We start from the raw sequence: 26,195 nt of genomic DNA, 5'->3' as shown, positions 1-26,195 counted from the left end.
TCGTTCGCGCCGACACAGGAGGCCGGGCCGCGGAATCCCGCGGCCCGGCCTCCTGCGTCGTGCGGCCGGGTCAGCCGATGTGGGCCTCGCCCTCGGTGCCGCCGCCGACGGCCGTGCTGGTCGCCCAGCCCCACTCCTGGCCGATCACGGAGATGTTGCTGGTCTCGGCCCAGCCGTGGCCCTCGCCCGCGACGAACGGGTCGTCGGCGGTGGCGACCAGGTGGGCGCCGCCGCCCGCGTCCACGTGCGCCTGGGCGGGCGCCGCGACGCCGGCCACGGCCAGCGCGCCGACGGCGGTCAGCAGGGCCTTGCCGAGCATGCTCTTCATGATGGAGGGGTCCTCTCTACGACGGTGATGCGGACTCAACTGATCACAACAAGCCGCCCCGACCCGGGAACCACGCGCCCGGCCTGACGCGCCGTCACCCGAACGCCACCCGGCCGGGACCGCTGTGCGGAACGGCCCCGGCGGGCGTCGGGGAGGTGCGGAGGCCCAGGGCCCGGCCGGCGGCCGGACGCAGAACGGCAACCGCCGGGCCCGGAGGAGCGGCTCCCCCGGGCCCGGCGGCAGATCGGACCGGCAGGATCAGCCGATCAGGTGGGACACGCCGCCGTCGCCGCTGCCCACGGTGTTCTGGCCCACCACGCAGGTCTGCTGCGGCTGGTTGTTGAGGACCGGGACCTCGATCGGCACGGCCAGGCCGATGACCGCGCCCACCGCGATGTTGTGGACCTCGGGCAGGCAGAGGTTCGGGTTGTCCAGGGTGTGGTAGTTCGGGCTGTGGTCACCGGTGGTGCCGGTGGCGTTGGTGCCGCCGTTGCCCTGGATGGAGGTGGCGGCACCGTCGGCGTCGCCGATCGCCATCGCGGGAGCGGCGGCCATGGCGACACCGGCGGCGGCGACGCCGGCAGCGGCGAGAGCCTTCTTGATCATCTCTGCGTTTCCTTCGTGGGAGGTTCTGAATGGATGGAGCCTCGGCCCGGCGGGTGGCTCACGCCGGGCGTCGTGCGCCGCCCCGGCCGGGGGAGCGGCCGGAGCGGGGAGTTGGGGTTCGGGGCGCCGGCCCCGGGGCACAGCGGTGAGCGGTCGTCAGCCGATCAGGTGGGAGACACCGCCGTCGCCGCTGCCGAGGGTGCCCTGGCCGACCACGCAGGTCTGCTTGGGCTGGTTGTTCAGCGCGTCGACCTCGACCGGGACCGCCACGCCGAGCACGGCCACGCCGATGTTGTGGATCTCGGGGAGGCAGACGTTCGGGTTGTCGGCGAAGTGGAAGTTGGGGCTGTGGTTGCCCCAGGTGCCGGTGGCGTTGGTGCCGCCGTTGCCCTGGATCGAGCCGGCGGAGCCGTCCGCGTTGCCGATCGCGCCGGCCGGGGCCGCGGCGGTGGCGAGGGCGGCGGCCGCCAGGCCGAGGCCCGCGAAGGTCTTCTTCAGCATGGGAGATACCTCTCTGAAATGCTCGGGTGCGGCGGCTCGGCGGCCGAACGCGGTATTCGTCGATTCCGGTCGTGTCGCCGTCGAGCTGCGACATCGGGTTAAAAGAACGACGGCCGGGAAAGTTACGCAGATTCTTCGCAGGCGTCTGATTGATCATCAGGTCGGCGGTATTCCAGTCCGACTATTAGCCCGTAACGGTCAACCGCCGCAATCCGGCCTGTGGTCGGTCGTTGCGCAGATTGCTTTTCCGCGGGGCTCTCCCTGCGGGACAGCCCCGGTAGAACGCACTCGGACAGAACGGTGAATTGCATGAAGCTCTCCAAGCGGGCCACCGGCGCCCTGCTGCTCGCGGTCGGGGCCGGCGTCGTCTCCGCCCAGGGCGCGGCCGAGGCCCGGCCGATGACCCCCGGCGAGGTGGCGGCCGTCGAGGACGGCCTCGCGGGCCAGGAGGTGCCGTTCAACGTCCCGCTGCCGCTGCTCACCCAGACCGGCACGCTCTCCGGCGGGCTGCCCGCCTCGCCGCTGCAGCCGCCGGTGCCCGAGGAGCGCCCGGGCTCCCAGCTCGTCCCGGACCGCATCGTCCCCGCGGTCAACACCGGCCGGGTCGGCCCCGCCGTCGACGCCGTGGTGCCGCTGCCCGCCGCCGACTCCAGCACCGAGCTCGGCCAGGCCGTCCTCAACGTGCCCGCCGCCCCGATCCGGACGGCAGGGCCGGCGCTGGAACTCGGCCAGCCGGTGCGCTACGCCACCGACCACAGCGGGGAGTTCGCCGACGGGGCGCTCTCCTTCGGCGAGCTCGACCCGCAGCTGGTGACCGCACCCGTGCAGGCCGTCCCCGGGGCCAAGGCCTCGCTCGGCGGCGACGACCAGAAGGTCTCCGTCACCGACGCCGTCGGCAACCTCACCGCGACCGCCACGGGCGCGCTGTCCGACAACGTCCTGGCCCAGCCCGCGGTGTGACCCGGCGCAGGCGCAGGAGAGCCCGGCACCCCCTCGGGGGTGCCGGGCTCCTCGGTGTGCGCGGCCGGAGCCGTACGGTGTGGCCGCCGGGCAGGTCAGCCGGGCAGCAGGCCGAGCGCCGGGCCGACCACGGGCAGGCTCTGTGCGCCGCCGCCGGCGCTGAGCGGCGCGGTGAGCGGCGCGGTGCCGACCTGCGGCACGCCGTTGTCCGGCTGGACGGCCACGCCGTTGTTGAGCACGTCGGCGGAGGACTGCGCCCAGGGGTCGAGCCGCAGGGTCTTCACCGGGGCCACCGCGTACCCGAGCGCACTGGTGGTGCCCTCGACCACGTGCCCGGTGTCGGTCGACTGCAGTTGGGCGGTGGGCCGGGGCAGCCCGGCCGGGGCGGTCTGCCCGGCGGCGGAGGCCGGGCCGGCCGCGGCGCCCACCACGGCGGCCGCACCGAGCGCGGCCAGCAGGCCGGTACCGGTCGTCTTCAGCACCATGGCTGAACCCTTCTTGTTCGCTGGGATGGCCGGGCCGCGGCCCGGCGGCGCCGTCGGCGCCGACGCGAACTGCCCCCCGGCCACCGGCCGGGGGGCAGACGCACGAGTGGTGCCGATCGCGGTGATCAGCAGTCCTCCTCGACCTCCGGCGCGTCCACGTTGGCGCAGGTGTTGCCGAACGCCGGGTTCAGCAGGCCGATGACGTTGACGGAGTTGCCGCAGACGTTCACCGGGACGTGCACCGGCACCTGCAGCAGGTTGCCGGAGAGGACGCCGGGCGAGCCCGCCGCCACACCCTCGGCGCCCGAGCCGGCGCTGGCAACGCCCGCACCGCCGAGGACGATGCCGGCCGCAGCGGTGAGGACGGCGGCCTTCTTCACGTTCTGCATGGGAGTCGATCTCCTAATCACACACGGGGAGGATGCGCCGCACCCGGCAGGGCCGGGTGCGGCACGGAGACGGCGTCAGCCGCCGCTGCTTCAGCCGACGTTGGCGCAGGAGTTGCCGAACGCCGGGTTCAGGGCGCCGATCACGTTGACGGTGTTGCCGCACAGGTTGACCGGGACGTGCACCGGGACCTGGACGAGGTTGCCGGACAGCACACCCGGGGAGCCGGCGGCGACGCCCTCGGCCCCGGAGCTAGCGGCGGCGACACCGGCGCCGGAGGCGACCAGGCCGGCGGCGGCGATGGTGAGGACAGCAGCCTTCTTGAACGTGCGCATGGGGATTGTTCCTTCGGTTCGTACCCGGTCTTCCGTGGCCGGAGGACGGGCGCCGGGCGAACAGGTGTCATCGCCCGGCATTTCCTGGATGCTCCGTGCTGGTTGCTCCGCAGCCCGATCGGCGTGGATCGCCCGTGGCTCGGGCGGGCCGTCGGCCGCGTTCGTTCGTGCGCCCCGCCACCATGTCCCGCACGGTGGGGACTTGGCGGCACCGGGCGCTGCCAGGAGGTCGCCGGAGGGCTCCCCCTGGGAGTCGTGGGCCGGCCGCGGGCCGGATGCGGCCGCAGGGCGGCCGTCGGGGTCAGGCGTTGGCGCAGGCGTTGCCGAACGCGGGGTTCAGCAGGCCGATCACGTTCACGGTGTTGCCGCAGACGTTGACCGGGATGTGCACCGGGACCTGGACGAGGTTGCCCGAGAGCACGCCGGGGGAGCCGGCCGCGACGCCCTCGGCCGTCGCGCCCGAGGCGGACGCGGCGGCGGCGCCGCCGAGCAGCATGGCCGCTGCGGCAACGGTGCCGAACGCGCCGTAGGCGATCTTGCGCATGGTGCAGTCTCTTTCTGTTCGCTTGTCCCGCATCGGGTGCGCCGCGGGCCGGTGGGGGCGCCGCGGGCCTGCTCGGGCGGGTGGGTCCGGCACGGCCGGGGAGGCCCCGGGCCGTACCGGTGGAGCCGGTACGCAGGGAAGAACGACGGCGGCCGCCCGGGGAAACGGGCTGATCCCACGATCACCCGAATGCCTTCACTACTGCGTCCGGGTGAATGTCACGGCCGGTTCGGTACCGCACCGAGCAGACCTCGTTGGGCCCGGTGCACGTCCCGTGCCCTTCCGCGCCGAGCCTGTGCGGCCCATGGAAGAACCGAACAACGAGGAGACTCAAATGAGCGTCAAGAAGGCCGCCGCTGTCGGCGCCGCCGTCGTGGGCATCGTCGCTGCCGGTGCCGGCACCGCCATGGCGAGCAGCGGCGCCGAGGGTGTCGCGGCCGGTTCCCCGGGCGTCGCCTCGGGCAACAGCATCCAGGTTCCGGTGCACGTGCCCGTCAACCTGTGCGGCAACTCGATCGACGTCATCGGCCTGCTGAACCCGGCGTTCGGCAACTCCTGCGCCAACGTCGGCTGACCGGGCCCCGAGCCCGTCGGCCGTTCACCGGTCGATTCCGCACCGTTCGGGCCGCCGCCCCCGTCCCCTCCTCCTGGGGCGCGGGCCGGCGGCCCGTTGCGTTCCCCGCCGGGCGGTTGCGGTGCGGGAAATCCGCTGGCCGGAGCGCGGGGGTGGGCCTAGGCTGCGGCGGACACCGGGCGCTGCAGGGCGGGGAGCATGCTTTCGAACACGACCGTACGGGCCGTCAATTCGCTGACCGAGCGCTGGGCGGGCCTCGTCCGCACCGAGGGCGGCACCGTGTTCACCGCGGCCGGGCTGTGGCCGCTGCTCGCCGCGCTCGCCTCCGGGGCGGACGGTGCCGCGGGCAAGGAGCTCGCGGACGCGCTCGGGGTGCCGGCTGCGGACGCGGCCGAGCGCTCCCGCGAACTCCTCGCCGCCCTGGGGAAGTTGCCCGGTGTCGCGGCCGCCGTCGGCCTGTGGACCGAGCCCGGGCTGCGGGTCTCCCCGGACTGGACGGCCGGGCTCCCGGCCCATGTGCACCAGCCGCTCGAAGGCCCGGACATCCAGGCCCGCTTGGACGCCTGGGCCTCCCGTCACACCGACGGGCAGATCGACGCCTTCCCGTTGGAGGTCGCGCCCGGCACGGCGCTGCTGCTCGCCGCGGCGCTGGCCGTCCGCACCGACTGGATACGCCCGTTCAGGCCGGGTTTCCTCGATGTCGAGGCGGGGCCGTGGGCCGGGCGGGAGTTCGCCGGCCTGTACCGGACGACCTCCCTGCTGGAGCGGGTCGCGGTCGCGGAGACGCCGACGGGCAGGGTCTCCGAACTGCGGGTGCTCGGCGGCAACGGCATCGACGTCCATCTGCTGGTCGGTGAGCAGGACGCCCGTCCGGGCGAGGTGCTCTCCGGCGGCCTGGGTATCCTCGCGGGCCGGCACCGCCGGGTGACCGGTGACCTGCTGCCGTACGGCGAGGCGGGCCCGGGAGTCCTGGTCATGGCATCGCGCAGCTTCGTCCCGGAGCACGAACTCTTCGCCCGCGTCGCACGTTTCACGGTGAAGGCGCGGCACGACCTGCTGGCGGACGCCGCCTGTTTCGGCCTGGGGGCGGTCTCCCGGCAGGAGCCCGACGGCAGCGGCCACCTTCCGGGGATCTGTGCGGACCAGCCGCTCGTGGTCGAGGCCGCCGCCCAGGCCGCGACCGCGAGTTTCGGTGCCCTGGGTTTCCGTGCCGCCGCGGTCTCCGCCGTCGCGACCGCCGTAGGGGCGGCGATGTCACCGCCGTACCGGGTGCGCCGGGTGCTGTTCACCACGGACCGCCCGTTCGGCTTCCTCGCCGTGCACCGAACCTCCCGGCTGGTCCTGGCCTCCGGCTGGGTGGACACCCCCGATGCCTTCGACCGGGCGGAGCTGTGGGGCCCGCAGGACGAGGAGGAATCGTGGGACGAGGAGGAGCCGTGGGGCTGACCCGGAGCCCTGCACCGCCGCCGGCTTTACTGTCAACCGACGGTTGACGCCCCGAGGGTGTCAACCTATGGTTGACGCATGGTGAATCCCGTGCAGATGACCAATCCCGTGCGGCTCGACGACCTCATCGCGGCCATCAAGAACGTCCACACCGACGCGCTCGACCAGCTCGCCGACGCGGTGCTCGCCGCGGACCACCTCGGCGAGGTCGCCGACCACCTGATCGGCCACTTCGTGGACCAGGCCCGCCGCTCCGGCGCGTCCTGGACGGACATCGGCCGGAGCATGGGGGTGACCCGGCAGGCCGCCCAGAAGCGCTTCGTGCCCAAGGATCCGGGCGCGGGCGGCCCCGCCGACCTCGACCCGGGCCAGGGCTTCGGCCGCTTCACCGACCGGGCCCGCAACGTCGTCATGGCGGCGCAGAACGAGGCCCGTGCGGCCGGCAACGCCGAGATCGCCCCCGAGCACCTGGCCCTGGGCCTGCTCGCCGAGCCGGAGGGCTTCGCGGCCCAGGCCCTCCTCGCCCAGCGCGTCACCCCGGAGGCCCTGCGGGAGGCCCTCTCGGCCGCCCTGCCGCCGGCCGGCGGGGAGCTGCCCGATCTCATCCCGTACGACGCCCGCGCCCGCAAGGCGCTGGAGCTGACCTTCCGTCAGGCGCTGCGGCTCGGCCACAACTACGTCGGCACCGAGCACATCCTGCTCGCGCTGCTGGAGCTGGAGGACGGCGAAGGCCCGCTCTCCGGCCTCGGGGTCGACCGCGCCGCGGCCGAGACCCTGATCGCCGAGGCCCTCGCCGCCTTCGCGGCCGCCCAGAACCCGCCCTCGCAGGCCTGATCCCGCACGGACACCGACCGCCCCCGGCCTGCAGGCCGGGGGCGGTCGGTGGTGTCCGAGGGGGCGGAGCCCCGTCTCAGGGCCAGACCAGGCAGTACAGCTGGTGGCCGGCGTCGTGCAGGCGGTTGGCGAAGTCCTGCCACTCGTGGAGCATCTGGTAGATCACGAAGGCGTCGCGCGGCCCGCGCCGGTCCGGCACGGTCGACCAGATGAAGGCCGCGGCGCCGAGCTGGGTCTCGTCCGCCTTGCGGAGCGGTTCGACCACGTTGTGCGGCAGCTGGACGACCGCGTAGTCGGGGTGCAGGACGACCAGCTCCAGCGGCGGGACCTGGTGCAGGGGGACGCCCTGGATGCCGGTGAGGACCATGGCGCTCATGGTCTCCGGTTTGATCTTGGTGGAGAGGTGGCCGTTCAGCGAGCCGCTGGTCTCCATGAGGTCGCCCAGCCGCCCCAGGGCACCGAGCTCGCCGGCCTCCAGGCCGAGGCCGCCCGGCCCGAGCGCGGTGGGGACTCTCGCCGCGGTGGCCCGGTCGGGTGCGCCGAAGTACTTGTAGGTGACTCCCACGCGTCCCTCGCCCCGCCTTTCCCTGCCTGTACCCGTACCCCCGTGCGCGGCCTCCGAGGAGGGACGGGGGCCACCCGTGGCCTCCTCGAAGCCGTCCTGCGCCTCGGACACTCGGACCATCCTCACCGGAATTCGCCGGAATCGACAGACCCCCACACGCCCGGTGTCCTTCCGAACGTGCCACTTACCCGTCTTGTGCCGCCGTACACACTGCTTTGTCCGCACCGCCCAACGACCGCGTCGCAGCGGCCTGCCGGGCACGGTCCGAGCGGTCGCCCCCCGGCGTCCCTCGGCCCGATCCCGGGACGTGCGTCCCGCTGTGCCCCCGGACCCACGGCTCTCGGCCGGAATCCTTCGCGACGGTCGCACGGACAACCGTACCGTCCGAACCCCCGGTCAAGGCAGCAGCACACGGATCATCGTTCCAGATGATCGGGTCCGGCATGCATTGGGCAAGGACACGATTTGAGAGCATGTTCTGGTGACCAACCCCGTGAGCAACCCCGAGAGCCGGTCCGAGAGCGCCCCGCGGGCCGGCCTTCCCAGCTATCCGTACGAGGCTCCGCAGTCCCTGGAGCTGTTCGAGCGCGCCTCCGTCGTGACCCCCGGTGGCGTGAACTCGCCAGTCCGTGCCTTCCGCGCGGTCGGCGGCACGCCGCGCTTCATGGTGTCCGGCAGCGGCCCCTGGCTGACCGACGCCGACGGCCGCGAGTACGTCGACCTGGTCTGCTCGTGGGGTCCGATGATCCTGGGCCACGCGCACCCGGCGGTGATCGAGGCGGTGCAGCAGGCGGTCGGCCGCGGCACCTCCTTCGGCACCCCCGGTCAGGGCGAGGTCGAGCTGGCCGAGGAGATCACCGCCCGGGTGGCGCCGGTGGAGCAGGTCCGCCTGGTCTCCAGCGGCACCGAGGCCACCATGTCGGCGATCCGGCTGGCCCGCGGCTTCACCGGCCGCTCCAAGATCGTGAAGTTCGCCGGCTGCTACCACGGCCACGTCGACGCGCTGCTGGCCGCGGCCGGCTCCGGCGTGGCGACCTTCGCGCTGCCGGACACCCCGGGCGTCACCGGCGCCCAGGCCGGCGACACCATCGTGCTGCCCTACAACGACCTCGACGCCGTCCGGCAGGCCTTCGCCGCCCACCCCGGCGAGATCGCCTGCGTGATCACCGAGGCCTCGCCCGGCAACATGGGAGTCGTCCCGCCGCTGCCCGGCTTCAACCGGGGCCTGGCCGAGCTCTGCCGGGCCGACGGCGCGCTGTTCATCTCCGACGAGGTGATGACCGGCTTCCGCGTCTCCAAGGCCGGCTGGTACGGCCTGGAGGCCGCCCGGGAGGGCTGGGCGCCGGACCTCCTCACCTTCGGCAAGGTCATGGGCGGCGGCTTCCCGGCCGCGGCCTTCGGCGGCCGCGCCGACGTCATGGCGTACCTGGCCCCGGCCGGGCCGGTCTACCAGGCGGGCACGCTGTCCGGTAACCCGATCGCCACCGCCGCCGGCCTCGCCCAGCTGCGCCACTGCACCGACGAGGTGTACGCCGCCGTGGACCGGGTCGCCGAGCAGGTCTCCGGCCTGGTCACCGAGGCGCTCGCCAAGGAGGGCGTGGCGCACCGGCTGCAGAAGGCCGGGAACATGTTCTCGGTGTTCTTCACCGAGGAGCAGGTGAACGACTACGACGCGGCCCGCCGCCAGCAGGCGTTCCGCTTCAACGGCTTCTTCCACTCGATGCTGTCCCAGGGCGTCTACCTGCCGCCCTCGGCGTTCGAGTCCTGGTTCGTCTCGTCCTCCCACGACGAGCGGGCGATCGAGCGGATCGCCGCCGCCCTGCCCGCCGCCGCGCGGGCCGCCGCCGAGGCCACCGAGGAGGCCGCGTGACCAGCGAGACCACCGTCGTCCACCTGATGCGCCACGGAGAGGTGCACAACCCGGAGGGCATCCTCTACGGGCGCCTCCCCGGCTACCACCTCTCCGAGCTCGGCCGGCAGATGGCCGACCGGGTCGCCGAGCACCTCGCCGACCGGGACATCACCCACGTGGTGGCCTCGCCGCTGGAGCGCGCCCAGGAGACCGCCGAGCCGATCGGCAAGGCGCACGGCCTGGAGGTGGCCGTCGACGAGCGGCTGATCGAGGCGGACAACATCTTCCAGGGCAAGACCTTCGGCGTCGGCGACGGCTCGCTGAAGAACCCGGGCTACTGGAAGTACCTGACCAACCCGTTCAAGCCCTCCTGGGGCGAGCCGTACATCGAGCAGGTCGTGCGGATGATGGGCGCGCTCGCCGCGGCCCGGGACGCCGCGCGCGGGCACGAGGCGGTCTGCGTCAGCCACCAGCTGCCGATCTGGATCGTCCGCTCCTTCGCCGAGCGCCGCCGCCTGTGGCACGACCCGCGCAACCGGCAGTGCTCGCTGGCCTCGCTGACCAGCTTCACCTACGAGGGCGACCGGATCGTCTCGATCGGCTACCGGGAGCCCGCCCGGGACCTGCTGCCGGCCCACCTGGTCGGCAAGGGCGGCAAGGACAAGCCGGTCGGCAAGAGCTTCGGCGCCTGAGACCCTCCACCGGTCTCCCGCCGTCCCCGCGCGGGCCCTCGCCGGCACCCTCCGGAGTGACCGCCGCCACAGCGGTGAAATGCCCGGTCTAAGGGGATCATAAGTACAGAAACTGCAGGTCGGAGGGGGTTCGACACCTAACGTCGGACCCCCTCAAACCTGCCCAAAGTCCCATGCGAAACTTTTCACATGTCTGGGACGACCCGCCGCCGCGCCCGCCTCGCCGCCACCCTCGGCGCGGCCGCCGCGCTCGCACTGACCGCCTGCAGCAGCTCCGGCACATCCGGCGGAGACGGGCAGGCCGGCTTCATCACCGGCAAGGCCGGCATCGCCACCGCGAGCCCGGCGGAGCGGAAGGCGGCGCCGGACATCACCGGCAAGACCCTCGACGGCAAGCCCGTGTCGCTCTCCGACCACAAGGGCAAGGTCGTCGTCCTCAACATCTGGGGCTCCTGGTGCGGCCCCTGCCGGGCGGAGGGAAAGAACCTCCAGGAGGTCTCGCAGAAGTACGAGTCCCAGGGCGTCCAGTTCCTCGGCATCAACACCCGGGACGTCAACCCGGCGAACGCCGTCCGCTTCGAGCAGCAGACCGGCATCACCTACCCGAGCCTGTACGACCCGGACGGCACCCAGATCCTGCGCTTCCCCAAGGGCAGCCTCAACCCGCAGTCCATCCCGACCACCATCGTGGTCGACCGCGAGGGCCGGCTCGCCGCCCGGGCGATGCGCGCGCTCTCCACCGAGGACCTGGAGAAGATGATCACTCCGGTCCTCGCGGAGCAGAAGTGAGCGCGCTCGCGGCGTTCGGCACCAACGAGACGGTGTTCAGCGGGGCCCTCGTGCTCGCGCTGCCGATCGCCCTCGCCGCCGGGCTGGTCTCCTTCTTCTCGCCCTGCGTGCTGCCGCTCGTCCCCGGCTACCTCTCCTACGTGACGGGGCTGTCCGCCGCCGACCTCGCGGACGCGAAGGGCGCCCGGCGCGGCCGGATGCTCCTCGGCTCCGCGCTGTTCGTGCTCGGCTTCACCGCCGTCTTCGTCTCCGGCGGGGCGCTGTTCGGCGAGTTCGGCCGGACGCTCCAGGAGCACCAGCGGGCGATCGACGTCGTGATGGGCGTGGTGACGATCGTCATGGGCCTCGCCTTCATGGGCCTGCTGCCCGGCCTCAGCATGCGCGAGGTGCGCACCCACCGCCGCCCGGCGGTCGGCCTGCTCGGCGCACCGCTGCTGGGCATCGTGTTCGGCGTCGGCTGGACGCCCTGCATCGGCCCGACGCTGTCGTCGATCCTGACCCTCTCGATCGACCAGGCCAGCGCGGGACGCGGCGCGCTCCTGATGTCCGTCTACTGCGTCGGCCTCGGCGTACCGTTCGTCCTGGCCGCGCTCGCCTTCCGCAGGGCGCTCGGCGCCTTCGGCTGGGTCAAGCGCCACTACCAGGGGGTGATGCGGCTCGGCGGCGGCATGCTCGTCGTGGTCGGCCTGCTCCTGGTGACCGGAGCCTGGTCGGAGCTGGTCAACAACCTGCAGGTCCTCACCAACGACGTCACGATCGGAATCTGACCGTGGGCGACACCAAGACCCTGACCGCCGAGGGCGGCGAGCTCGACGCCGAGCGCCTCAGCACCGCCCCCGAGGAGTCGGAGGCCCCGGTCGGCATCGGCGTCCTCGGCTGGTTCCGCTGGACGTGGCGCCAGCTGACCTCGATGCGGGTCGCGCTGATCCTGCTCTTCCTGCTCTCGCTGGCGGCGATCCCCGGCTCGCTGATCCCGCAGAACAGCCAGAACGCCTTCAAGGTGCAGACCTGGAAGGCCGCCCACCAGGGCATCACCCCGCTCTACGAGAAGCTCCAGCTGTTCGACGTCTACAGCTCGGCCTGGTTCTCGGCGATCTACATCCTGCTGTTCGTCTCGCTGGCCGGCTGCATCGTCCCGCGCACCTGGCAGTTCGTCGGGGTGCTGCGGGCCCAGCCGCCGGCCGCCCCGCGCAACCTCACCCGGATGCCGGTGTACGCGGCCTGGCGCACCGATGCCGACCCCGAGGCGGTCAACGCCGCCGCGCACCGGCTGCTGCGCAAGCGCCGCTTCCGCGCGAACCTCGCCGGCGGCGCCGTCGCCGCGGAGAAGGGCTACCTGCGCGAGGTCGGCAACCTGCTCTTCCACTTCTCGCTGTTCGCCCTGCTGGCCGGCTTCGCCTGGGCGAGCCTGGCGAGCGGGCAGGGCGGCAAGCTGGTGATCGAGGGCCAGGGCTTCTCCAACACCACCACCCAGCTCGACGACTTCACCGGCTCCGCCTTCTACGGCACCGACGACCTGGACGCCTTCGGCTTCAAGCTGGACGGCTTCACCGCCCGCTACCAGACCAGCGGCGAGCAGATCGGCAGCGCCCGCGAGTTCACCGCCCACATCCGGTACTGGACGGGCACCGCCTCCGACAAGCTGGCCAAGGGCTCCATCCAGGTCAACCACCCGCTGGAGATCGGCGACTCCAAGGTCTTCCTGATCGGCCACGGCTACGCGCCGGTGGTCACCGTGAAGAACGCCAAGGGCGAGGTCGTCTACACCGGCCCGACGCCGTTCCTGCCGCAGGACAGCAACCTCACCTCGACCGGCGTGATCAAGGTCAGCGACTACGGCGAGAAGGACGGCAAGCGCACCCAGCTCGGCTTCAACGGCTACTTCCTGCCGACCGCGCCGGTGAACTTCGAGAAGACCGGCCCGATCTCGCTCTTCCCGGACGCTGCCGAGCCGATGCTGGTGCTCACCGCGTTCGCCGGCGACCTGGGCACCGACTCGGGCCTGCCGCAGAACGTCTACCAGCTCGACCAGAGCCACATGACCCAGCTGAAGCAGGACGGCGACATCGCCCGCGTCCGCCTCAAGCCGGGCCAGGGCTGGGAGCTGCCGGACGGCTACGGCACCGTCACCTTCGACGGCTACCAGCAGTGGGCCAGCTTCAACGTCTCGCACCGCCCGGGCAACGCGGTGGCGCTCCTCGGCGCGGTCTGCGCGATCCTCGGCCTGATCGGCTCGCTCTTCGTGCAGCGCCGCCGGATCTGGGTCCGCGCCATCACCTCGCCGGACGGCACCACCCTGGTCGAGCTGGCGGGCCTGGCCCGCAGCGAGTCCGCCCGCACGGCCGAGGAGCTCGCCGAGTTCGCGGTCGAGCTCCAGGACGACGCCCCGGCCCTCGACGACACGGCGCTCGACGCCCCGGCCCTCGACGACGTGACGGCCGACGGGACGGACGCCGCCGGGCCCGATCCTGCCGACACCCCCGTACCGGCAACCCCCGCAGACCCGGACTCCAAGGAGTAGACGGTGAATCTCGCCTCGGTCGACCCGCAGCTGGCCGACCTCTCCAACAAGCTGATCTACTCGGCGATGGCCGTGTACACCCTCGCGATGTTCGCCCACCTCTTCGAGTGGACGTTCGGCAGCAAGGGCGCGATCGCCGTCCGCTCGGCCGAGCAGTCCGGCGGTCTGGCCGAGACCCTCGCCGCCGCGGAGGAGTCCGCCAAGGCCGCCCGCAAGGTCACCGTGACGGTGGCCTCCGCGGACGGCGGCACCACCACGCTCACCCGCACCGCGCTCGCCGACGCCGGCGCCACCGTGGTCACCAGCGGCCGCGGCGACGGCGCCCCGGGCGACGGCCCGGGTGCCGCGGGCAGCAGCGAGAAGGGCGACCTGGCGGGCCGGATCGCCGTCTCGCTGACCGTGCTCGGCGCCCTGCTGCACGCCGGCGGCGTGATCACCCGCGGCCTGTCGGTGATGCGCTGGCCGTGGGGCAACATGTACGAGTTCTCGTGCGCCTTCGGCCTCACCATGATCCTCGCCTACCTGGGCCTGCTGGCCTCCCGCAAGCAGGTCCGCTGGCTGGGCCTGCCGGTGGTGCTGGCCGTGCTGCTGACCCTGGGCGTGGCCGTCTCGGTGCTCTACACCGACTCCGAGCAGCTCGTTCCCGCCCTGCACTCGTACTGGCTGGGCATCCACGTCTCCACCGCGATCATCTGCGGCGGCGCGCTGTACGCGGCCTTCGTGGCCACCGTCCTCTACCTGGGCAAGGACTCCTACGAGCGGCGCGTGGAGGCCGGCCTGCCCGGCGGCCCGCTGGGCACCCCGGCCTCCGTCTGGGACCGGCTGCCCGCCGCGGCGACCCTCGACAAGCTGTCGTACCGGATCAACGCGCTGGTCTTCCCGCTGTGGACGTTCACCATCATCGCCGGCGCGATCTGGGCCGAGGCCGCCTGGGGCAAGTACTGGGAGTGGGATCCGAAGGAGACCTGGTCCTTCATCACCTGGGTCGCCTACGCCGCGTACCTGCACGCCCGGGCGACCGCCGGATGGAGGGGCCGAAAGGCGGCCTATCTGGCCCTGTTGGCCTTCGCCTGCTGGCTGTTCAACTACTACGGCGTCAACATCTTCGTCACCGGCAAGCACTCGTACGCCGGCGTCTGAACCGCCGTCGGGCCCGTACGGGCGGCGGTCGGCATCCGGCCGCCGCCGTACGGGGCCGTTCCACCGAAGAACCGTGAGGGATCGCCCGTCCGGTCGTTGACCAGGACGTCCGAAAAGCCGCGAGGAGGGGCCGCCATGGAGAGCGACGAGGTCATGTTGACCGTACGGATCACCGCGGGGGAGAGAGCACTGCTCCGGCGGCTCGCCCAGGGCCATCACAGCGACGTCTCCGAGGTCGTCGCCGACGGCCTGCTGGACATCCTGCCGACGCTGCACTGCGCCCCGGACGCCTACCGCCTGCTGGCCGCGCTGCGGCCGCCCGCGCCCTGCGCGCAGACCGTCTGGCTGCCCGCCGAGCTCGCCGACCTGCTCGGCCCGGCGGTCGGCCGGATCGCCCAGACCACCGGTGTCCGGCTCGGCTCGTCCTGCATCATGCTGGGCGGCGCCGTGCGGCTCTGGCTCGGCCAGGACCCGCAACTGCTCGCCGAGCACCTCTCCACCATGCACGAGGGCCGTCCGGCCGCCCTGGCGGCCGCGTAGCGCCCCTGCAACGCAGTCCGGGCCTCCCGCACGGTGTGACCCGTGCCGGAGGCCCGAAGTGTTCGTCAGGCGGCCTGCTGCCAGCTGACGGGGGAGTAGTACGCCGGGCGGCGCTCCAGGCGCTGCCAGCTGGCGATCGGCTCGACCGCCGGGGCGGACGCGGCCTGCTGGGCGGCCGCGGCACGGGCCAGCAGCACCGCGGTGACGGCGGCCAGCTCCTCGTCGGTCAGCGAGCCGCGGACGATGCGGACAAGGGGTTCGGCGGAAGCGCTCATGGTCCTTGTTTCTCCCCCATGGTGAAGTCTGACGGGTTCCGAACGGCGTAAGAACCGGTTACATCGGCGGGTTGCCGTGCTTGCGGCTGGGCAGGTCGGCGTGCTTGGTGCGGAGCATGGCGAGCGAGGCGGCGAGGACCTGACGGGTCTCGGCGGGGTCGATGACGTCGTCGACGAGGCCGCGTTCGGCCGCGTAGTACGGGTGCATCAGCTCGCTCTTGTATTCCTTGATCTTCTGGGCGCGCATCGCCTCGGGGTCCTCGGCGGCGGCGATGTCGCGGCGGAAGATGACGTTGGCGGCGCCCTCGGCGCCCATCACGGCGATCTCGTTGGTCGGCCAGGCGAAGGACAGGTCCGCGCCGATCGAGCGGGAGTCCATCACGATGTAGGCGCCGCCGTAGGCCTTGCGCAGGATCAGCGAGATCCGCGGCACGGTCGCGTTGCAGTACGCGTACAGCAGCTTGGCGCCGTGCCGGATGATGCCGCCGTGCTCCTGGTCGACGCCGGGCAGGAAGCCGGGCACGTCGAGCAGGGTGACGATCGGGATGTTGAAGGCGTCGCACATCTGCACGAACCGCGCGGCCTTCTCGCTGGCCCGGATGTCGAGGACACCGGCGAGCCAACTCGGCTGGTTGGCGATCAGGCCCACCACGTGGCCGTCGATCCGGGCCAGCGCGACGATCACGTTGGTCGCCCACCGCTCGTGGACCTCGAGGTACTCGCCGTGGTCGACGACCTCCTCGATCACCTTGCGCATGTCGTACGGCCGGTTGCCGTCCGCCGGCACCAGGTCCAGCAGCGAGTCGTTGCGGCGCTCGACCGGGTCGTCGGTGGCGCTCGCCGGCGGCATCTCCCGGTTGTTCTGCGGCAGCAGCGACAGCAGGTAGCGGACCTCCTCGATGCAGGACTGCTCGTCGTCGTAGACGAAGTGCGACACGCCGGAGACCGCGGAGTGCACGTCGGCACCGCCCAGCCCGTTCTGGGTGATCTTCTCGCCGGTGACCGCCTGCACCACGTCCGGGCCGGTGATGAACATCTGCGAGGTCTCGCGGACCATGAACACGAAGTCCGTCAGGGCCGGCGAGTACGCCGCACCGCCCGCGCACGGGCCGAGCATCACCGAGATCTGCGGGATCACCCCCGAGGCCCTGGTGTTGCGCTGGAAGATGCCGCCGTAGCCGGCCAGCGCGGTGACGCCCTCCTGGATCCGGGCGCCGGCGCCGTCGTTCAGCGACACCAGCGGCGCACCCGCCGCGATCGCCATGTCCATGATCTTGTGGATCTTCTGCGCATGGGCCTCACCCAGCGCACCACCGAAGATCCGGAAGTCGTGCGCGTAGACGAACACCGTCCGCCCGTGCACCGTCCCCCAGCCGACCACCACACCGTCGGTGTGCGGCTTCTTCGCCTCCAGCCCGAAACCCTGCGCACGGTGCCGCCGCAACGGCTCCACCTCACGGAACGAGCCCTCGTCCAGCAGCAGCTCGATCCGCTCCCGCGCCGTCAGCTTGCCCTTCGCGTGCTGCGCCTCGGTCGCCTTCTCGCTCGGACCCCGCCGGACCTGCTCCCGGAGCTCGTGCAGCTCAGCCCCCCTCTTGGCGGGGCCAGGGTAACCGGTACCGGATACTGACAGGCATGGCATACGACGATCTCCGCTCATTCCTCCGCGCCCTGGAGCGAGAGGGCGACCTCAAGCGGATCAAGACCGAGGTGGACCCGTACCTGGAGATCGGGGAGATCGTCGACCGGGTCCAGAAGGCCAAGGGCCCGGCGCTGCTCTTCGAGAACGTCAAGGGCTCCTCGATGCCGCTGGCCATGAACGTCTTCGGCACCGAGCGCCGCCTCGCCAAGTCCCTCGGCCTGAAGTCCCCCGACGACATCGCGGAGAAGATCGCCGGCCTGCTCAGGCCCGAGCTGCCGCAGGGCTTCACCGGCTTCCGGGACGCCTTCGGCAAGCTCGCCTCCATGGCGCACGTGCCGCCGAAGCACGTGAAGTCCGGCGACGCGCCGGTGCAGGAGGTCGTCCTCACCGGCGACGACGTCGACCTGGACCAGCTGCCCGCCCTCTTCACCTGGCCGCTGGACGGCGGCTCCTTCTTCAACCTGGGCCTGACCCACACCAAGGACCCGGACACCGGCATCCGCAACCTGGGCCTCTACCGCCTGCAGCGCCACGACCGGCGCACCATCGGCATGCACTGGCAGATCCACAAGGACAGCCGCAACCACGCGGCCGTCGCCGCCAAGCGCGGCGAGCGGCTGCCCGTCGCGATCGCCTTCGGCTGCCCGCCCGCGGTGACCTACGCGGCGACCGCGCCGCTGCCCGGCGACATCGACGAGTACCTCTTCGCCGGCTTCGTCGCCGGCGAGCGGGTGAAGATGGTCGACTGCAAGACCGTCCCGCTGCAGGTGCCGGCCGACGCCGAGGTCGTCCTGGAGGGCTGGCTGGAGCCCGGCGAGATGCTGCCGGAGGGCCCGTTCGGCGACCACACCGGCTTCTACACCCCGCAGGAGCCCTTCCCGGCGCTGACCATCGACTGCGTCACCATGCGCCGCCGCCCGATCCTGCAGTCGATCGTCGTCGGCCGGCCGCCCACCGAGGACGGGCCGCTCGGCAAGTTCACCGAGCGGTTCTTCCTGCCGCTGCTGAAGGTGATCATCCCGGACATCGTCGACTACGACCTGCCCGAGGCCGGCGGCTTCCACAACTGCGTGATCGTCTCGATCGACAAGAAGTACCCCAAGCACGCCCAGAAGGTCATGCACGCCATCTGGGGCGCCCACATGATGTCGCTCACCAAGCTGATCATCGTGGTGGACGCCGACTGCGACGTGCACGACTACCAGGAGGTCGCCTGGCGGGCGCTCGGCAACACCGACTACAGCCGCGACCTGACCGTCGTCGAAGGCCCGGTCGACCACCTCGACCACGCCTCCTACCAGCAGTTCTGGGGCGGCAAGGCCGGCATCGACGCCACCCGCAAGCTGCCCGAGGAGGGCTACACCCGCGACGGCGGGTGGCCCGAGATGGTCTCCTCCGACCCGGAGACCGCCGCCCTGGTGACCAAGCGCTGGAAGGAGTACGGCCTGTGACCACGGCCGCGTTCGAGGTCCCGCCCGGCAAGGTCAAGTCCTTCCTGCGGCTGGTGATGATCGAGCACTCGGTGTTCGCCCTGCCGTTCGCCTACATCGCCGCACTCACCGCGATGTTCCTGGCGGACAGCCGGGTGCACTGGGGCGAACTGTTCATCGTCACCGTCTGCATGGTCGGTCTGCGGACCTTCGCGATGGCCGCCAACCGCATCATCGACCGCGAGATCGACGCCCGGAACCCGCGAACGGCCGGCCGCGAGCTGGTCACCGGCGCCGTCTCGCTGCGCACCGCGTACGTGGGCTCCGGTGTCGCACTGGTGGTCTTCCTCGGTGCCGCCGCCCTGCTCAACCCGCTGTGCCTGGCGCTCGCCCCGGTCGCCGTCGTCCCGATGGTCGTCTACCCGTACGGCAAGCGGTTCACCGACTTCCCGCACGCCATCCTCGGCCTCGCCCAGGCCGCCGGCCCGATCGGCGCCTGGCTGGCCGTCACCGGCACCTGGTCCTGGGACGCCGTCGTCCTCGGCCTCGCCGTCGGCATCTGGATCGGCGGCTTCGACCTGATCTTCGCCTGCCAGGACGTCGCCGCCGACCGCGCCGACGGCGTCCGGTCGGTGCCGGCCCGGTTCGGGGTGCCGGCCGCCCTGTACGGGGCCCGGGTCTGCCACGTGCTCACCGCGGGCCTGCTCACCTGGTACGCCGTCCTCACCGACGCCGGCCCCGCCTTCTGGGTGGGCCTGCTGGTCGTCGCCGGCGCCTTCCTCTACGAGCACTCCATCGTCAAGCCAGGCGACCTCTCGCGCCTCAACCGCGCCTTCTTCACCACCAACGGCTTCGTCGGCATCTCCCTCTTCGCCTTCGCCCTCCTCGACCTGGTCCTCCGGGGCCTCACGATCTGAGCGGCCGGCTGATCGGGCCCTCAGCCTCCGGGCCGCTTGAGGGCCAGGCGGGCGTAGGCGCGGACGTCGGCGTCGGGGTCGGCGAGGCGGTCGCGGAGGGCGGTGCGGACGGGGGCGGCCGCTGCGTGGGGCGCCAGGGCACGGACGGCGGCCTTGCGGACGTCCATGTGGGAGTCGGCCAGCAGCGCCAGCAGCGGCTCCAGGGCCCCCGCCGCGCCGAGCGCCCTCGCCGCGCCCTTGCGGACCTGCCAGGCGTCGTCCGGCACTGCCGCGAGCGCGGCCAGCGCCGGCGGGCAGCCGACTCCGGCCGCCCCTTCGAAGGCGGCCGCCCGGACCAGCGGGTCGGCGTCGCCCGCAAGCCGCAGCAGGTCCGCCTCCGCAGCCGGGTCGCCGACCGTGCCGAGCCCCTCGCCGACGGCCACCCGGATCTCCCGGGCGGTGTCCCCGGCGGCCGCGGCGAGCAGACCGGCGTCCCGCAGCGAGACCAGGCCGTGCACCGCCTGCAGCCGCACCGGCACCGCCGGGTCGGCCAGCCCCGCGGCGAAGAGCCCTGCCGTGCCGGTCCGCAGCACCCTGGCGAGTTCCAGCACTCCCGCCCGCACCACCGGGTCGGGCGAGCCGGCAGCCGCGCCCAGGGCGGGGCCGATCGAGCCGTCCAGTACCTCCACCAGTTCCCGCAGGCCGGCCACGGCCGCCGACCGCACTTCGGCGTCGGGGTCGCCCAGGGCGGCGGCGAGTGCCGCGCCGGTGCCGGCCGGTGCGGACTCGGTGAGCACGGACACCGCGGTGCGCCGCACCTCCGGTGCCCCGTCCGCGAGGTAGGGCGCCAGCCGGTCCAGCGCCGGCTGCTCCTCGGCGAGCCGGAGCAGTTCGAGCAGCCGGGGCGAGGCCGGTGCCGTGACGGCGGCCTCCTCGCGGGCCGGTGCGGCGGTGCCGCCGGTGCGTCCGACCGCCATCGGGTGGACCTCGCCGATCAGCACGGTCTCCCCCGGCGGGGGCTCCAGGCCCTCCACGAGGGCCGGGCCGATGGCGGCCGGGTTGCCGCAGCATTACGCCACCTGACGGACCGTCGGCCCCCGTTCGGAGCAGCGGCGACGGCACCGCGCCGGACCGAACCGCCACCCCGCCCGGCGGCCGCCGGGCCCGCCACCCGGTAGCCGGAGTCGGCCGCCCCGCGCGGCCCGGTCGCGGGATCATGGAAGGTGCACGAGCCGTCGCAACCCCCGAGGAGTGGTCACCGATGATCGGCAAGCTGCAGTGCGTGGTGCTCGACTGCCACTACCCGGCCGGGCTGGCGCACTTCTACGCCGCCGTGCTGGGCGGCGAGATCGACCGCCCGGACCCCCGCTGGTCGCTGGACGCCGAATGGTCGACCGTGCACACCCCGGACGGCATGGTGCTGGGCTTCCAGCGGGTCGACGACTTCCGGCCGCCGATGTGGCCCGACCCGGCCCATCCGCAGCAGCTGCACCTGGACATCGACGTCGAGGACCTCGACGCGGCGGAGGAGAAGGTGGTGGCGCTGGGCGCGGTGCTGAAGGCCTCCGAGTCGGGCTGGCGGGTGTACGTGGACCCGGCGGGCCACCCGTTCTGCCTGGTCGGCCCGCCTGGCGGCGCGGCCTGAGCGGCCGCGGGTCCCGCCGGCAGGGACGTCAGCCGGCCGACAGCACCAGCGGGTCGCCGACCTGCAGCCGGCCGGGGCGGGCGACGGCGGCCAGTGCGTCCAGCCGGTTGTCGTGGCCGCGGGCGACCGCCCGCAGGATCTCCGGAGCGTGCGGCAGCCCGGGCTGGGGAGCGCCGACCATCACGCAGCGCTCGCTGGAGCGGACGAAGGCCAGCCGTACGCCGTCGCCGAAGCGGCCCTCGCGGCCGAACCAGGTGTCCTCGACGAAGGGCGGGGTGCCCGGCGGGGTGCGGAGCAGGACGTTGGGGCGGAAGCGGCGCTCGTCGACGGCGGCGGCCGGGGCCGCGGCGCGCACCCAGTCGAGGGTGGCGGTGGTGAGCACCGAGACCGGCAGCTGGTCGAAGTGCGAGACGGCGTCCTCCCGGGCGAGGGTGACGTCCGGGCGTTCGAGGTAGGCCTGCAGGAAGGCGTCCGGGTCCTCGACGGGGCCGCCGAGCGGGTCGAGGAGCTCCGGGGCGTCGATCCGCTGGCCGAGCCGGGAGGAGAGCCGCAGCAGGCCGTCCATCCGGCGGAAGCGGCGGGTGTTCTTGCCGGAGCCGAACCGGCCGGCGCCGTCGCGGACGGCGTAGAGCCGGTCGCCGGCGAGGCCGCGCCCGTCCACCTCGACGGCGTCGAGGAGTTCGCCGCCGGTGGACTTCACCGGGTAGCGCCAGATGCGCTCCACGACACCGGAGATCTCTGCCATGGCGGGAGCCTATCCGGCGGCCGGATCGTGGTCTAGACCTATTGGCGGTCCGTCAGCCGACCCGGGCGACCGCCCGCACCGGGGCGCCGTCCGCCGCCGCCAGCCGCAGCGGGAAGAGCGACACCTCCACCGCCGCCCCCGCCTCCCGGGCCGCCAGCAGCGGCGTCAGGTCGGTGAGGTTCTCGGCGATCACCCCGCCGTCCGGCCGGCCCAGCAGCACCCGGTGCGCGGCCAGCGTCGGCTCCTCCTGCGCCGGGTCGTGCTCGTCCGCCAGCTCCGCGAGGAGGGCCGCCACCGCGGGGTCGGCCGGCCCGGGCTCCGGGGTACGGTCCACCGACAGCGCGTCCACGCCGACCGTGCGCACCCCCGCCGCGACGATCGCCTCCGCGGCCTCCCGGGTCAGGTACGGGTGGGCCAGGTACCGGTCGGTGCCCCAGTACCGGGGCCAGCCGGTCGCCAGCAGCAGCACGGCGCCCGGCGTGCACTCCGCGAGGGCGGGGGCGAGCTGATCGGCCGTCACCGCCGTCCGCGGCTCCAGGCCGCGCAGGTCCGCGACCACCGCCGGGCCGGTGAACAGCTCCAGCGGCAGTCCGTCCAGGGTCGGCCAGGTGACGTCCACGTGGTACGGGGCGTCGACGTGCGTCCCGGCCTGCGAACCCAGGTGCAGCGCCAGCACGTTGACCCCGGAGGTGTCCGTGGTCAGGGCGGGCCGCAGCTCCACCTCCGGATCGCCGGGGTAGACCGGCATCCCGGTGGTGAGCGGATGGGTGAGGTCGATCAGCGTCGGCGCCATGCCGTCCATCCTGCCCCGCCCGGCCCCCTCGCCGCAGCCGTGTCCGCCAGGGACGGGCCGGGCGGGCCCGGCGGAGCAACGGCCTAAGGTCGGGGGTATGAGCGATCAGCAGGTACGCAGGCCGTGGGTGGTCGGGGTGTCCGGCGCGTCGGGCACGCCGTACGCGGCGTCGGTTATCCGGGCGCTGCTGGCGGCGGGGGAAGCGGTCGACCTGGTGGTCTCCCGGGCCGCCCGGCTGACCATCCTGGACGAGACCGGCATCTCCTTCCGCGACGCGCACTGGCGCGAGGACCTGGAGCGGTGGATCGGCACCGGCGACCTCGACGGCGTCCGCCACTGGTCGGCAGGGGACTTCGCGGCCGGCCCGTCCTCCGGCTCGTACCCCGCCAAGGGCATGCTGGTCGTCCCGGCGACCACCGGGGCGGTGGCCGGGATCGCGCTCGGGCTCAGCAAGGACCTCCTCCAGCGGGCCGCGAGCGTCACCCTCAAGGAACGCCGCCCGCTGGTGGTGTGCCTGCGCGAGACACCGCTCAATGGGGTGACGTTGAAGCACCTGGTGGAGCTGGACGCCCAGGGCGCGGTGGTGCTCCCTGCCTCGCCCGGCTTCTACGCGGGCGGCTCCACGGCCCGGGAACTGGTCGACTTCGTCGCGGGGAGGGTGCTGGACGCGGTCGGTGTGCCGCACACGCTCTACCGCCGCTGGGAGGGCGAGCTCGGAGCTGCGGCCAAGGCAGAGTGAGACCGTGCGGACCGGGAGAGTATGTTCTTTGCGATATCCGGGTTGACTCGCGCACGCCGCCTTCGAATCCGGATAATGATCTCTCGGTACGGTGAGGTTCGGAAGGGCGCTGGCAGGTATATGGACACAGTGGACAGACAGCTCATCCAGGCACTGCGCGAGAACGGCCGCGCCTCGTACGCCGAACTCGGCCGACTGGTCGGCCTGTCGGGCCCGAGCGTGACCGACCGCATCAACCGGCTGGAGCAGGCCGGTGTGATCACCGGCTACCGCGCCACCGTCAACCCGGCGTCGCTGGGCTTCGGCGTCACCGCGCTGATCGGCCTTCAGCTCACCGACGCCGCCGACCACGAGGACGTCGCGCACCGCCTCAAGGACCTCTCCGAGGTCGAGGACTGCTGGTTCATCGCCGGCGACGACTCGTACATGCTGAAGGTGCGCGTCCCGGACGTGGAGGGGCTGGAATCGGTCGTCAAGCGGATCTCCGGCACCAAGGGCGTGGCCCGCACCCGTACCACCGTCGTACTGTCCACCAAGTGGGAGAGCAGGGTCAGCGACCTGCCGCTGGGCACCGCCGAGTGACCCGGCGGGCGCAGCCCGCCGAACGCACCGCAGCAACGACGGACACGGGAGTGACGGAATGACGCTGGTCGGACTGGAGGAGCTGCGCGCCGCGCAGCAGCGGATCGCCGGGGTCGCCGTGCGCACCCCGCTGCTGCCCTGCCCGTGGGCGGCGGACGGCGACCGCCGGCTCTGGCTCAAGCCGGAGAGCCTCCAGCCGACCGGCGCCTTCAAGATCCGCGGCGCCTACAACCGGCTCGCCGCGCTCACCGCCGAGGAGCGCGCCCGCGGCGTGGTCGCCCAGTCCAGCGGCAACCACGCACAGGCGGTGGCCTACGCCGCCGCCCTGCTCGGCATCCGGGCCGTCATCGTGATGCCGGACACCTCCCCGGCCGTGAAGGTCGAGAACACCCGGGGCTTCGGCTCCGAGGTGATGCTGGTCGCGCCCGACCGGCGCGACACCGTGCCCGCCGAGCTGGTCGCCGAGCACGGCTACGTGTGGGTGCCCCCGTACGACGACCGGTACATCATCGCCGGGCAGGGCACCGTCGGCCTGGAGATCGCCGAGGACGCCCCCGAGGAGCTGGACACCGTGCTGGTGCCGGTCAGCGGCGGCGGCCTGATCTCCGGCACCGCGGCCGCGCTCAAGCTCACCCGCCCCGGCATCCGGGTCGTCGGCGTCGAACCGGAGCTGGCCGCCGACGCACAGGCCAGCCTGCGGGCCGGCGAGCGGATCGCCTGGCCGGTCGCCGACACCTACCGCACCGTCGCGGACGGCCTGCGCACCCCCTCGGTCGGCGTGCTGCCCTTCGAGCACCTGACCACGTACGTGGACGACATCGTCACCGTCACCGAGGACGAGATCCGCGACACCGTCGCCGTGCTGGCCCGCCGCGGCCGGCTGGTCGCCGAGCCGTCCGGGGCGGTCTCCGTCGCCGGCTGGTTCCACCGGGCCACCGAGATCGGCGGCCGGGCCGCGGCCGCAGTGGTCAGCGGCGGCAACATCGAGCCCAAGCTGCTGGCCGAACTGCTCGCGAGCTAGCGGCCCGGGGGCGCGGGAACTGCGCCGCGCGGTTGCCGCGCCCCTGTGGGCGGCTCGCACATACCGAGGCGTAGTCTCGGTTCCGGCATTGTTTCGGCAGGTACGAGAGGCGGGGGCACCGCATGGACGCAGGGCTCAAGCGCGAGCTGGAGGCGAAGGTCTACGCGGGCGAGCGGCTGACCCGCGAGGACGGCATCGCACTCTACGAGAGCGACGACCTCGCCTGGCTGGGCGGCCTGGCCCACCACGTGCGGACGCGGAAGAACGGCGACGTCGTCCACTTCAACGTCAACCGCCACCTCAACATGACCAACGTGTGCAGCGCCTCCTGCGCGTACTGCTCCTTCCAGCGCAAGCCGGGCGAGAAGGACGCGTACACCATGCGGATCGAGGAGGCCGTCCGCCTGGCCAAGGCCATGGAGTCGGAGTCCCTCACCGAGCTGCACATCGTCAACGGCCTGCACCCGACCCTGCCCTGGCGCTACTACCCGCGCTCCCTGCGCGAGTTGAAGCAGGCGCTGCCGAACGTCTCGCTGAAGGCCTTCACCGCCACCGAGATCCACTGGTTCGAGAAGATCAGCGGCCTGTCGGCGAGCGAGATCCTCGACGAGCTGATCGACGCCGGCCTGGAGTCCCTCACCGGCGGCGGCGCGGAGATCTTCGACTGGGAGGTCCGCCAGCACATCGTCGACCACGCCACCCACTGGGAGGACTGGTCGCGGATCCACCGCCTGGCGCACGAGAAGGGCCTCAAGACCCCGTGCACCATGCTCTACGGCCACATCGAGGAGCCGCGCCACCGGGTGGACCACGTGCTGCGCCTGCGCGAGCTGCAGGACGAGACCGGCGGCTTCCAGGTCTTCATCCCGCTGCGCTACCAGCACGACTTCCACGACTCCAAGGACGGCGTCGTCCGCAACCGGCTGATGGACCGCACCGAGATGGCGACCGGCGCCGAGGCGCTGAAGACCTTCGCGGTCTCCCGACTGCTGTTCGACAACGTTCAGCACGTCAAGGTCTTCTGGGTGATGCACGGCGTCACCACCGCGCAGCTGGCGCTCAGCCACGGCGCGGACGACATGGACGGCTCGGTCGTCGAGTACAAGATCACCCACGACGCGGACAACTTCGGCACGCCGAACAAGCTCGGCCGTGACGACCTGCTCGAACTGATCCGCGACGCCGGCTTCCGCCCGGTCGAGCGCAACACCCGCTACGAGGTCATCCGCGAGTACGACGGCCCGGACCTGACCCGCCGGGAGACCCCGCAGGCCATGCGCCTCTGACACCCCGTCGGCCCGTCGCGGCCGCCGTCCCGGGGCCCGTCG

Annotated in this window: 31 protein-coding genes; 18 read left to right on the top strand and 13 right to left on the bottom strand. The window is 72.8% G+C overall.

What is annotated here, in order from left to right:
* Positions 1-70 precede the first annotated feature (70 nt).
* The 3 genes from ACQ614_RS15810 to ACQ614_RS15800 all read right to left on the bottom strand — a co-directional run bounded on the left by ACQ614_RS15810 (position 71) and on the right by ACQ614_RS15800 (position 1,435).
* On the bottom strand, positions 71-328 hold the full coding sequence (locus tag ACQ614_RS15810; RefSeq protein ID WP_431679206.1) for a hypothetical protein: 258 nt from the start codon (positions 326-328) through the stop codon (positions 71-73).
* Between the two features lie 258 nt (positions 329-586).
* A complete protein-coding gene (locus ACQ614_RS15805; protein ID WP_431679204.1) occupies positions 587-934 on the bottom strand; it encodes a rodlet layer protein in 348 nt (115 codons plus the stop codon).
* A gap of 156 nt (positions 935-1,090) precedes the next feature.
* The gene (locus ACQ614_RS15800) at positions 1,091-1,435 is read right to left on the bottom strand and encodes a rodlet layer protein (protein WP_263104826.1); all 345 of its coding nucleotides are present in this window, start codon (positions 1,433-1,435) and stop codon (positions 1,091-1,093) included.
* A gap of 309 nt (positions 1,436-1,744) precedes the next feature.
* On the opposite strand from ACQ614_RS15800, the gene ACQ614_RS15795 reads away from it, so the two are divergent.
* Positions 1,745-2,395, top strand: a complete 651-nt coding sequence (locus ACQ614_RS15795; RefSeq protein ID WP_431679203.1) for a hypothetical protein — start codon at positions 1,745-1,747, stop codon at positions 2,393-2,395.
* 95 nt (positions 2,396-2,490) lie between these two features.
* On the opposite strand, the gene ACQ614_RS15790 is transcribed toward ACQ614_RS15795, so the two are convergent.
* The 4 genes from ACQ614_RS15790 to ACQ614_RS15775 form a co-directional block, all read right to left on the bottom strand.
* Positions 2,491-2,880 carry a hypothetical protein gene (locus ACQ614_RS15790; protein ID WP_431679202.1) on the bottom strand — a complete coding sequence of 130 codons (390 nt, stop codon included), beginning with the start codon at positions 2,878-2,880 and terminating at the stop codon, positions 2,491-2,493.
* A gap of 125 nt (positions 2,881-3,005) precedes the next feature.
* Positions 3,006-3,269, bottom strand: coding sequence for a chaplin (locus tag ACQ614_RS15785; RefSeq protein ID WP_431679201.1), 264 nt, complete (start codon positions 3,267-3,269; stop codon positions 3,006-3,008).
* A gap of 90 nt (positions 3,270-3,359) precedes the next feature.
* A complete protein-coding gene (locus ACQ614_RS15780; protein ID WP_431679199.1) occupies positions 3,360-3,602 on the bottom strand; it encodes a chaplin in 243 nt (80 codons plus the stop codon).
* Between the two features lie 301 nt (positions 3,603-3,903).
* Positions 3,904-4,146 carry a chaplin gene (locus ACQ614_RS15775; protein WP_431679198.1) on the bottom strand — a complete coding sequence of 81 codons (243 nt, stop codon included), beginning with the start codon at positions 4,144-4,146 and terminating at the stop codon, positions 3,904-3,906.
* A 334-nt stretch (positions 4,147-4,480) separates the two neighbouring features.
* On the opposite strand from ACQ614_RS15775, the gene ACQ614_RS15770 reads away from it, so the two are divergent.
* From ACQ614_RS15770 to ACQ614_RS15760, 3 genes are all read left to right on the top strand, one after another.
* A complete protein-coding gene (locus ACQ614_RS15770; RefSeq protein ID WP_363492106.1) occupies positions 4,481-4,720 on the top strand; it encodes a chaplin in 240 nt (79 codons plus the stop codon).
* A gap of 198 nt (positions 4,721-4,918) precedes the next feature.
* Positions 4,919-6,166 (top strand): serpin family protein, encoded by a 1,248-nt coding sequence (locus ACQ614_RS15765; RefSeq protein ID WP_431679197.1) that lies wholly within the window; start codon positions 4,919-4,921, stop codon positions 6,164-6,166.
* Positions 6,167-6,244: 78 nt separating this feature from the next.
* Positions 6,245-7,000: a Clp protease N-terminal domain-containing protein gene (locus ACQ614_RS15760; protein ID WP_431679195.1), complete on the top strand. Its 756-nt coding sequence runs from the start codon at positions 6,245-6,247 to the stop codon at positions 6,998-7,000.
* Positions 7,001-7,076: 76 nt separating this feature from the next.
* Here ACQ614_RS15760 and ACQ614_RS15755 read toward each other — a convergent pair whose 3' ends face one another.
* On the bottom strand, positions 7,077-7,565 hold the full coding sequence (locus tag ACQ614_RS15755; protein WP_363492109.1) for a hypothetical protein: 489 nt from the start codon (positions 7,563-7,565) through the stop codon (positions 7,077-7,079).
* A gap of 493 nt (positions 7,566-8,058) precedes the next feature.
* Between ACQ614_RS15755 and hemL the strand changes: the two genes are divergently transcribed.
* The 7 genes from hemL (at position 8,059) to ACQ614_RS15720 (ending at position 15,099) form a co-directional block, all read left to right on the top strand.
* Entirely contained in the window at positions 8,059-9,435 is a 1,377-nt protein-coding gene (gene hemL / locus ACQ614_RS15750; protein ID WP_431683936.1) for a glutamate-1-semialdehyde 2,1-aminomutase, read from the top strand.
* A gap of 26 nt (positions 9,436-9,461) precedes the next feature.
* On the top strand, positions 9,462-10,109 hold the full coding sequence (locus tag ACQ614_RS15745) for a histidine phosphatase family protein (protein WP_431683935.1): 648 nt from the start codon (positions 9,462-9,464) through the stop codon (positions 10,107-10,109).
* A 189-nt stretch (positions 10,110-10,298) separates the two neighbouring features.
* On the top strand, positions 10,299-10,898 hold the full coding sequence (locus tag ACQ614_RS15740) for a TlpA family protein disulfide reductase (protein ID WP_431679194.1): 600 nt from the start codon (positions 10,299-10,301) through the stop codon (positions 10,896-10,898).
* Positions 10,895-11,665, top strand: coding sequence for a cytochrome c biogenesis CcdA family protein (locus ACQ614_RS15735; protein ID WP_431679193.1), 771 nt, complete (start codon positions 10,895-10,897; stop codon positions 11,663-11,665). Before ACQ614_RS15740 ends, ACQ614_RS15735 begins: the two co-directional genes overlap by 4 nt.
* A gap of 2 nt (positions 11,666-11,667) precedes the next feature.
* Positions 11,668-13,419: a cytochrome c biogenesis protein ResB gene (gene resB / locus ACQ614_RS15730; RefSeq protein WP_431679192.1), complete on the top strand. Its 1,752-nt coding sequence runs from the start codon at positions 11,668-11,670 to the stop codon at positions 13,417-13,419.
* A gap of 3 nt (positions 13,420-13,422) precedes the next feature.
* Positions 13,423-14,559, top strand: a complete 1,137-nt coding sequence (ccsB, locus tag ACQ614_RS15725) for a c-type cytochrome biogenesis protein CcsB (protein ID WP_431679191.1) — start codon at positions 13,423-13,425, stop codon at positions 14,557-14,559.
* Positions 14,560-14,694: 135 nt separating this feature from the next.
* Positions 14,695-15,099, top strand: a complete 405-nt coding sequence (locus ACQ614_RS15720; protein WP_363492115.1) for a hypothetical protein — start codon at positions 14,695-14,697, stop codon at positions 15,097-15,099.
* Between the two features lie 65 nt (positions 15,100-15,164).
* Here ACQ614_RS15720 and ACQ614_RS15715 read toward each other — a convergent pair whose 3' ends face one another.
* Positions 15,165-15,374, bottom strand: a complete 210-nt coding sequence (locus tag ACQ614_RS15715) for an acyl-CoA carboxylase subunit epsilon (protein ID WP_363492117.1) — start codon at positions 15,372-15,374, stop codon at positions 15,165-15,167.
* Between the two features lie 58 nt (positions 15,375-15,432).
* Positions 15,433-17,016, bottom strand: coding sequence for an acyl-CoA carboxylase subunit beta (locus tag ACQ614_RS15710; protein WP_431679190.1), 1,584 nt, complete (start codon positions 17,014-17,016; stop codon positions 15,433-15,435).
* Here ACQ614_RS15710 and ACQ614_RS15705 point away from each other — a divergent pair.
* The gene (locus ACQ614_RS15705) at positions 17,010-18,467 is read left to right on the top strand and encodes a menaquinone biosynthesis decarboxylase (protein WP_431679189.1); all 1,458 of its coding nucleotides are present in this window, start codon (positions 17,010-17,012) and stop codon (positions 18,465-18,467) included. The genes ACQ614_RS15710 and ACQ614_RS15705 overlap by 7 nt on opposite strands.
* On the top strand, positions 18,464-19,363 hold the full coding sequence (mqnP, locus tag ACQ614_RS15700; protein WP_431679188.1) for a menaquinone biosynthesis prenyltransferase MqnP: 900 nt from the start codon (positions 18,464-18,466) through the stop codon (positions 19,361-19,363). Before ACQ614_RS15705 ends, mqnP begins: the two co-directional genes overlap by 4 nt.
* Before the next feature lie 20 nt (positions 19,364-19,383).
* On the opposite strand, the gene ACQ614_RS15695 is transcribed toward mqnP, so the two are convergent.
* Positions 19,384-20,343: a HEAT repeat domain-containing protein gene (locus ACQ614_RS15695; protein ID WP_431679187.1), complete on the bottom strand. Its 960-nt coding sequence runs from the start codon at positions 20,341-20,343 to the stop codon at positions 19,384-19,386.
* Between the two features lie 260 nt (positions 20,344-20,603).
* Between ACQ614_RS15695 and ACQ614_RS15690 the strand changes: the two genes are divergently transcribed.
* Positions 20,604-20,987, top strand: coding sequence for a VOC family protein (locus ACQ614_RS15690; RefSeq protein ID WP_431679185.1), 384 nt, complete (start codon positions 20,604-20,606; stop codon positions 20,985-20,987).
* 28 nt (positions 20,988-21,015) lie between these two features.
* Here ACQ614_RS15690 and ACQ614_RS15685 read toward each other — a convergent pair whose 3' ends face one another.
* Positions 21,016-21,732, bottom strand: a complete 717-nt coding sequence (locus tag ACQ614_RS15685; RefSeq protein WP_431679184.1) for an MOSC domain-containing protein — start codon at positions 21,730-21,732, stop codon at positions 21,016-21,018.
* Positions 21,733-21,784: 52 nt separating this feature from the next.
* A complete protein-coding gene (locus tag ACQ614_RS15680; RefSeq protein WP_431679182.1) occupies positions 21,785-22,525 on the bottom strand; it encodes a cyclase family protein in 741 nt (246 codons plus the stop codon).
* Between the two features lie 97 nt (positions 22,526-22,622).
* Here ACQ614_RS15680 and ACQ614_RS15675 point away from each other — a divergent pair, with 97 nt between their 5' ends.
* The 4 genes from ACQ614_RS15675 to mqnE all read left to right on the top strand — a co-directional run bounded on the left by ACQ614_RS15675 (position 22,623) and on the right by mqnE (position 26,153).
* Positions 22,623-23,264 (top strand): UbiX family flavin prenyltransferase, encoded by a 642-nt coding sequence (locus tag ACQ614_RS15675; RefSeq protein ID WP_363492125.1) that lies wholly within the window; start codon positions 22,623-22,625, stop codon positions 23,262-23,264.
* Positions 23,265-23,384: 120 nt separating this feature from the next.
* Positions 23,385-23,846, top strand: a complete 462-nt coding sequence (locus ACQ614_RS15670; RefSeq protein WP_363492127.1) for an Lrp/AsnC family transcriptional regulator — start codon at positions 23,385-23,387, stop codon at positions 23,844-23,846.
* A gap of 58 nt (positions 23,847-23,904) precedes the next feature.
* Positions 23,905-24,867, top strand: a complete 963-nt coding sequence (locus tag ACQ614_RS15665; protein WP_431679181.1) for a threonine ammonia-lyase — start codon at positions 23,905-23,907, stop codon at positions 24,865-24,867.
* A 122-nt stretch (positions 24,868-24,989) separates the two neighbouring features.
* Positions 24,990-26,153 (top strand): aminofutalosine synthase MqnE, encoded by a 1,164-nt coding sequence (mqnE, locus tag ACQ614_RS15660; protein WP_431679180.1) that lies wholly within the window; start codon positions 24,990-24,992, stop codon positions 26,151-26,153.
* Positions 26,154-26,195: the final 42 nt, after the last annotated feature.

Source organism: Kitasatospora dryopteridis (assembly GCF_050749075.1).
Lineage (GTDB): Bacteria > Actinomycetota > Actinomycetes > Streptomycetales > Streptomycetaceae > Kitasatospora.
Note: the sequence above shows the minus strand (reverse complement) of the source record. Positions and strands in the feature narration are given on the sequence as shown.

Excerpts from the sequence above, each read along its gene's own strand:
- ACQ614_RS15715 (WP_363492117.1), bottom strand. The coding sequence starts at position 15,374 with ATGAGCGCTTCCGCCGAACCCCTTGTCCGCATCGTCCGCGGCTCGCTG.
- ACQ614_RS15705 (WP_431679189.1), top strand. The coding sequence starts at position 17,010 with ATGGCATACGACGATCTCCGCTCATTCCTCCGCGCCCTGGAGCGAGAG.
- ACQ614_RS15785 (WP_431679201.1), bottom strand. The coding sequence starts at position 3,269 with ATGCAGAACGTGAAGAAGGCCGCCGTCCTCACCGCTGCGGCCGGCATC.
- ACQ614_RS15760 (WP_431679195.1), top strand. The coding sequence starts at position 6,245 with ATGGTGAATCCCGTGCAGATGACCAATCCCGTGCGGCTCGACGACCTC.
- mqnE (WP_431679180.1), top strand. The coding sequence starts at position 24,990 with ATGGACGCAGGGCTCAAGCGCGAGCTGGAGGCGAAGGTCTACGCGGGC.
- ACQ614_RS15680 (WP_431679182.1), bottom strand. The coding sequence starts at position 22,525 with ATGGCGCCGACGCTGATCGACCTCACCCATCCGCTCACCACCGGGATG.
- ACQ614_RS15710 (WP_431679190.1), bottom strand. The coding sequence starts at position 17,016 with ATGCCATGCCTGTCAGTATCCGGTACCGGTTACCCTGGCCCCGCCAAG.
- ACQ614_RS15665 (WP_431679181.1), top strand. The coding sequence starts at position 23,905 with ATGACGCTGGTCGGACTGGAGGAGCTGCGCGCCGCGCAGCAGCGGATC.
- ACQ614_RS15800 (WP_263104826.1), bottom strand. The coding sequence starts at position 1,435 with ATGCTGAAGAAGACCTTCGCGGGCCTCGGCCTGGCGGCCGCCGCCCTC.
- ACQ614_RS15775 (WP_431679198.1), bottom strand. The coding sequence starts at position 4,146 with ATGCGCAAGATCGCCTACGGCGCGTTCGGCACCGTTGCCGCAGCGGCC.
- ACQ614_RS15780 (WP_431679199.1), bottom strand. The coding sequence starts at position 3,602 with ATGCGCACGTTCAAGAAGGCTGCTGTCCTCACCATCGCCGCCGCCGGC.
- ACQ614_RS15790 (WP_431679202.1), bottom strand. The coding sequence starts at position 2,880 with ATGGTGCTGAAGACGACCGGTACCGGCCTGCTGGCCGCGCTCGGTGCG.
- ACQ614_RS15810 (WP_431679206.1), bottom strand. The coding sequence starts at position 328 with ATGAAGAGCATGCTCGGCAAGGCCCTGCTGACCGCCGTCGGCGCGCTG.
- ACQ614_RS15770 (WP_363492106.1), top strand. The coding sequence starts at position 4,481 with ATGAGCGTCAAGAAGGCCGCCGCTGTCGGCGCCGCCGTCGTGGGCATC.
- ACQ614_RS15795 (WP_431679203.1), top strand. The coding sequence starts at position 1,745 with ATGAAGCTCTCCAAGCGGGCCACCGGCGCCCTGCTGCTCGCGGTCGGG.
- ACQ614_RS15720 (WP_363492115.1), top strand. The coding sequence starts at position 14,695 with ATGGAGAGCGACGAGGTCATGTTGACCGTACGGATCACCGCGGGGGAG.
- ACQ614_RS15745 (WP_431683935.1), top strand. The coding sequence starts at position 9,462 with ATGCGCCACGGAGAGGTGCACAACCCGGAGGGCATCCTCTACGGGCGC.
- ACQ614_RS15805 (WP_431679204.1), bottom strand. The coding sequence starts at position 934 with ATGATCAAGAAGGCTCTCGCCGCTGCCGGCGTCGCCGCCGCCGGTGTC.
- ACQ614_RS15685 (WP_431679184.1), bottom strand. The coding sequence starts at position 21,732 with ATGGCAGAGATCTCCGGTGTCGTGGAGCGCATCTGGCGCTACCCGGTG.
- ACQ614_RS15675 (WP_363492125.1), top strand. The coding sequence starts at position 22,623 with ATGAGCGATCAGCAGGTACGCAGGCCGTGGGTGGTCGGGGTGTCCGGC.
- ACQ614_RS15670 (WP_363492127.1), top strand. The coding sequence starts at position 23,385 with ATGGACACAGTGGACAGACAGCTCATCCAGGCACTGCGCGAGAACGGC.
- ACQ614_RS15740 (WP_431679194.1), top strand. The coding sequence starts at position 10,299 with ATGTCTGGGACGACCCGCCGCCGCGCCCGCCTCGCCGCCACCCTCGGC.
- ACQ614_RS15690 (WP_431679185.1), top strand. The coding sequence starts at position 20,604 with ATGATCGGCAAGCTGCAGTGCGTGGTGCTCGACTGCCACTACCCGGCC.
- ACQ614_RS15765 (WP_431679197.1), top strand. The coding sequence starts at position 4,919 with ATGCTTTCGAACACGACCGTACGGGCCGTCAATTCGCTGACCGAGCGC.